The organism is Aestuariivirga sp. (assembly GCF_037139295.1).
GTDB lineage: Bacteria > Pseudomonadota > Alphaproteobacteria > Rhizobiales > Aestuariivirgaceae > Aestuariivirga.
In genome coordinates this window covers 1-5,327 of record NZ_JBAXGR010000157.1, presented here as the reverse complement: position 1 = coordinate 5,327, position 5,327 = coordinate 1, and the positions used below count along the sequence as shown (strand labels likewise).

The 5,327-nt window shown below is 53.2% G+C and carries 3 protein-coding genes; 1 reads left to right on the top strand and 2 read right to left on the bottom strand.

What is annotated here, in order from left to right:
• Nucleotides 1-153: 153 nt before the first annotated feature.
• Nucleotides 154-1,215: an alpha/beta hydrolase gene (locus tag WCJ41_RS19890; protein ID WP_336907580.1), complete on the bottom strand. Its 1,062-nt coding sequence runs from the start codon at nucleotides 1,213-1,215 to the stop codon at nucleotides 154-156.
• 698 nt (nucleotides 1,216-1,913) lie between these two features.
• Between WCJ41_RS19890 and WCJ41_RS19885 the strand changes: the two genes are divergently transcribed.
• Entirely contained in the window at nucleotides 1,914-3,188 is a 1,275-nt protein-coding gene (locus WCJ41_RS19885) for a hypothetical protein (protein ID WP_336907579.1), read from the top strand.
• Nucleotides 3,189-3,806: 618 nt separating this feature from the next.
• Here WCJ41_RS19885 and WCJ41_RS19880 read toward each other — a convergent pair.
• On the bottom strand, nucleotides 3,807-5,030 hold the full coding sequence (locus WCJ41_RS19880; RefSeq protein ID WP_336907578.1) for an integrase arm-type DNA-binding domain-containing protein: 1,224 nt from the start codon (nucleotides 5,028-5,030) through the stop codon (nucleotides 3,807-3,809).
• Nucleotides 5,031-5,327 lie beyond the last annotated feature (297 nt).

The following is a 5,327-nucleotide window of genomic DNA, read 5'->3' as shown; positions in this document are numbered from 1 at the left end:
GGGCTGAGGCGCATTTACCGATGAGGCAGGCCTCAATGCCTGCTTCGCTGTTGTTATCATTCGATAGCCTTGGTTATCGGCATTTAATGGTTTCTACTAGATCAAGTTCGGTAAGCTCTTACCCAAGCCAAGGCTCTGTAAGAAATTTGTTCGCTATTGGCAGCCCTGACGATCGGGTTGTCCGAGAGCAGTAGCAGCTTCATCGATCGCCCGATTGACTTGCGCCATGGCCTCAGGGTTGTCTGTTATTGAGGTGTCCCTTGAAATAGCGACTTGGTCCGACCAACCGATCCAGTGTACGAGTGGACCCTTCCAGCAGGACCGCCACGGTATGATCTCGGAAGGAACGTCCTGCGCCCAGGCGCTGAAGAGCGGGACCGTGCCGTCGTAGGGCCACAGGGTAGGGTCACCACCTTTGGCCTCGAAGTAAGTCCCCCCAATCAGTGTCACGGGGATGCCTCTGAGGGCATCCCCTTGCGCCGCGTTCCACCCATCAGGTCCAGAGGTGAACTTGACCGTGTTCTCGGCGCTAAGCCCCTTGTCCATGGCCTTCACGAGGTCAGCCCAGCCCTTGACGGAACGCTCGCAGAAGGCAACACCCGCGCATGCCGATAGGTCGATCTCTCCGGCATAAAACCGCGGCGCAGTCGCGCCCGTGTGAGGTGATGAGATGGTGATGAGTGAGCGTACCGTGATCGGCGAGTTCGTGTCTTTGAGGATCTTGATCGCCGCACGGTTCCACATGCCGCCATTGGAGTGACCGACAAGGTCAACGTCGGTGATCCCGTACTGGCTATGAAGATAGCCCAGAAAGCGTACCAGTCGTTCGCCGCCAGCATTCCAGTCCGCTGTCGACGTGATGGTCATCACCTCTGGCAACTGCGGCGGGCAGTCTGTGAAGGGACCGACGCTTTCCTTGGAAGGCTCTTTGACCATGCCCCAGTCATCCATCGCTGGCGCCGTGAACACCTGCTTGCCCTTTTCCAGCAGATACTTACGGAGGGCGGTGTAGGTGTTGCCCGCAGCGAGAAAGCCGTCACTGTCCTTGCAGGCCTGGGTCGGAGTCGTGAAGGGCGTGCGAAGTGCACCTCCTGAAACGAGGACAACCGCTCGATTTTGGCTTGAAGCCGCGTTGGCACCTGAGATCATGTCTAGAGATAGGTAACACGCAAGGATAAGAGCTAGGCCGATCACGCGGGAGACAGCGCGGTTCATGGGAGCACTCCTTCTCAGCATAGTGTTTAGTCGTTATGCAGGCGCCGAAAAACTTATCGGGAAAACATTGAACCACAGGGTAGATGTAAAGAAGCCGCCCCCATTTGATGCTTGCTCCAGAGAAGTCGCTCAAACGAAGTTATTTTCGAGGACATCAAAGAAGATCACGCTATCCCAAGATAAAATACGTGCGTGATTAGATTGCCGTCAAGATCGAACAGGTTGACATCCGCATTCCTCAACGAGCCCCGGTTTCCAGTGCGGTTCGGCAAATCGGGGTAACTGAGATGGAGTACCACAGGTAGCGTCATGAGTATGATCCGTGAGGGGCAGAAGTCCCTTCAACATTTCCGGATTTAAGAGGAGTGCCGATGGATCAATCAGCACTGATGGGTCTGCTCGGGGTTCCTAATTAGTGTTAACACTTACATTTCAAAATGTCGCCGAACAAAGTTTCTCAAAATACTTAGGTAAAAAACCGTACTCCCGGAGGGTCTGTATAGTACTGGGCTAGACTGAGAGACTGTTCTCTGGAGCAATCCCATGTGTTTTTGTAGACAAATACGATTTTGGAGACATACGGTTTCATCGTCCTGTTGGGTTGGGAGGATGGGGTCGCTTGCGGAAAGCAAGATCAAAACATACACTAACCAATAAAGCATTCTCAAAGAACAGTAATAAAACTCGGGAGAGGCGCTATGCGGTTGCTAATTGCCATTATTCTTTTTCTCGCAACGTGGTCCAACGCCCACGCGGAAAGGGCGACCTTTAAATTCTTGAAGACCGTCAGTGTGGCGGAGTTAAATGCAATGCTCTCAACTGAACGAGATCACTTTCTGAAGAACGCTTCGCCCGGCCTCGGATATCAGTTGCCACCTGTCTCGACAGCATCAAATGATGTTGACATCTATATCGTGAAATATTGGTCTCACAGTCCCGACCTCGGAATACAAAGCCGAACTATGGTTTCTGGCATTCTTGCGTTGCCCCGTATCCCGAATAGGACAAGCATTCCGCTGCTATCATACCAACACGGTACGGCGTGGGGAAAGTATGGCGTGCCGTCTTATGCATTCAAAACGAGCAATCCTTCTGGATACGAGCATTATGATGATGCGTACGAAACGCGTTACATCGTGGCTCTGTTTGCGGGTAATGGACATGCAGTCATGGCTGCCGATTATTTCGGTATGGCCGATGCACGCTCTGAGGAAGCCTACTTCATCAAACGGAGTACTGCGCAGACCAGCTACGATCTTTATCTTGACGTACGTCAGTACCTCCGATCCAAGGGAGTCAGTTCTTCTAGGTTCCTTCTTGGAGGTTGGTCACAGGGAGGCATGAACACGAGCGGCTTGCTCGAATTATTGGAAAGCCGCGGCGTAAGTGTTGATGCTGCATTCACAGCATCGTCTCCCAGTGATACCTTTCCAGTGTTTAACGCTATCTTGTTCCACCCTCGGGCCCGTGACGCCTCCTGGATCAATACGCTCCTCGCCATGACCATTTTCTCCTGCGATAGATACATGGGACCGAAGGGGCTGGCCAAGGCGACTATAAATCCCGTTTACTTTCAGGGCTTCAAGGCAATTTATGAACATACGGGCTATCCGAAAGGTTTCTTTCAATTGCTCAGTCAGTGGGAAGGGACCCCTATTCTCAACTATTTGCGCCCGGAACTGCGTGATCCAACGTCGTTTGCGAATTCCGCATATGGAAAGTGCCTCGCCGCAAATGAAGTCTTCCGACAGGAGTTGAAAACACCCACCCAGATGTTCTATGGCTCAAATGATGAGGTTGTCAGAGAGAAGATGGGTAAGCTTGCCGCAGTCTATCAGGAAGTCTTAGTGAGCACACCTGACTCACCCTCATCAAACAAAATTACTCCCATACTCCTTACGGGCGCCGACCATCGCTTGACGTTCATAAGTGCTGCGGTTCAGGCAAAACTCTGGATGGACCAACTTCAGTAGGGTCAGCCTCTCACTACGTTCGACAACTGCGCTCTTGCCACCAGTGGGCACGAACCTGCTCTGGTCGACCGGGATGGATGATGCAACGCCCGGTTCCACCACGAGTTATCTAGCGAAGCTCACCGCACAACGTACAATCACCAGGAGCGACGACGGGCGGCGAAGTGAAAGACTGCTGCGCCATTTCAGCAGGCTTGAATGACACGACAGTGGCAGGCAATCGCCTCAACTCCGCTACGACCATGCGATGAAAACAACACGGGATTTGTCGTTCGAAGTTGAAGATATTCCAAGATTCCTTGCTTCTTCACGTCTCCCGATTTGTCTCGCGAGCGCTGCTGTCGGGAATTCGATGGCTCCGTTATCTTTCTAGCCGTTTGCGAGGCGATCTTCATAATACTCTCGGACTTCATCCAGAATAGGTCCACCAATCTGACGCTGCTTGTAGATGATGTACTCGTGAACGACATTCACCAAGCTGTAGTCCCCATGTCGGATTTTGTGTAGTACGCCCTGAGACGTGAGCTGTCTTATATGTTCCTGTGAGCACCCGATGATATTGGCTAGTTCTCTCGTCGAAACTTTCAACCCCGTCATATGTGACGAGTTGATGTTGGCTCATGTGGATGCTGACTGAGTATTCGTTCGTAACCTGTCCAGACAATCGGCCCACCATTGCGCCATTCTGACCCTCTCGACCATTGCGTCACCGCGGCGATACACTCTCCGAATAGCATCCTCGTCTTGATGGGCCAGCTCTCGCTCGATTGCATCTGCTGAAAACTGGTTGCTGTCGTTGAGAATAGTCGAGGCGGTGCTTCTGAAGCCATGAGCAGTGTGTACGTCCGCGCTGACCCCCATTCGTCGGAGCGCCGCGTTAAGGGTGTTTTCGCTCATGGGGCGCCCCGGTCTGCCGTTAGCTCGAAACACATATCCGACTGGCCCCGAAATCTCTTTGAGTTCGCGCAGAATTTGGAGAGCCTGAGCGGCGAGTGGCTTGGCATGTGGACGACGCATTTTCGTCCTGGCAGCTGGAATGGTCCATACCGCCTTGTTCAAGTCGAATTCTGACCAATCCGCCTGCCGTAGCTCACCCGGCCGAGGATAGAGGAGACACATCAAATGTAAGGCGGCTCCGCACAGCCTGTTGCGTTGACTGTATTCGTCAATGAGCCTCAGTAGCTTGGCGAGCTCTTGTGGATCAATGATGGCCGGGTGATTGCGTGGACGGGGCTGGGCTATGGCGCCACGCGTGGCCTGCGTCGGGTCGGACGTGACTAGGCCATGCTGCATTGCATAGCGGAACACTTCACCAATGACGGTGCGCATTCGACGAGCTGTCTCGAGATTGCCTGCCTCTTCCTCTCTCCTTAGGACGGTCACGACGTCGCGGGTCGTGATTTCCTGTATGGGGCGGTGTGACAGATCCGCCTCGACTTTCCCAAAAATCCAATTCATTTTCGTGAGGGTGACGACCGCTCGACCCTCCTTGCGCTTCTTCTCGACGAGTTGCTTAGCGAGGCTCCCAAAGGTGTGCTCCGCCGCGGCAATTGTTGCCTTCTTCAGCTCTTTCTTTCTTTCCGAAGGATCTACCCCTTCGCGCAGTTGTTCGCGTGCCCGGGCGGCTGCGACCCGGGCCGCCGCCGCGGACACTTCCGGGTAAGGACCGATCGAAAGCAGCTTCTTTTTGTTTTCGTACCGATACTCCATCCGCCAATATTTGCCACCGGCGGGAGTAACCCAAAATTGCAAACCCCGCCCATCTGAGAGCTTCTGCGTCTTTTGAGTTGGCTTGATGCTTCGAAGCTTGAGGTCAGTCAGCTTTGCTATTTGGCCAGCCATACCATTGCCTCATGTGGAAATGTGTTTCCGATCATGGGGTATGGATACACCAAAAATACCGACAATCAAAACTTCGGTACCGACACTCGTACCGACAAGTATGGCGGATCTAGGCGAATTCCGGCGAACGCCTGGGGACTGGAGGCAGGCCAAGGCTAAAGCATGCGACCCATAAGAACATGAAATAAAAGAGAAATATGAGCATCCGCGGACGCCGACGAACTGCTGCTAGACAAAGATTTTAGGAGAACTGGTGCCGCTTAGGTGACTCGAACACCTGACCCCCGCATTACGAAT

Excerpts from the sequence above, each read along its gene's own strand:
- WCJ41_RS19890 (WP_336907580.1), bottom strand. The coding sequence starts at position 1,215 with ATGAACCGCGCTGTCTCCCGCGTGATCGGCCTAGCTCTTATCCTTGCG.
- WCJ41_RS19885 (WP_336907579.1), top strand. The coding sequence starts at position 1,914 with ATGCGGTTGCTAATTGCCATTATTCTTTTTCTCGCAACGTGGTCCAAC.
- WCJ41_RS19880 (WP_336907578.1), bottom strand. The coding sequence starts at position 5,030 with ATGGCTGGCCAAATAGCAAAGCTGACTGACCTCAAGCTTCGAAGCATC.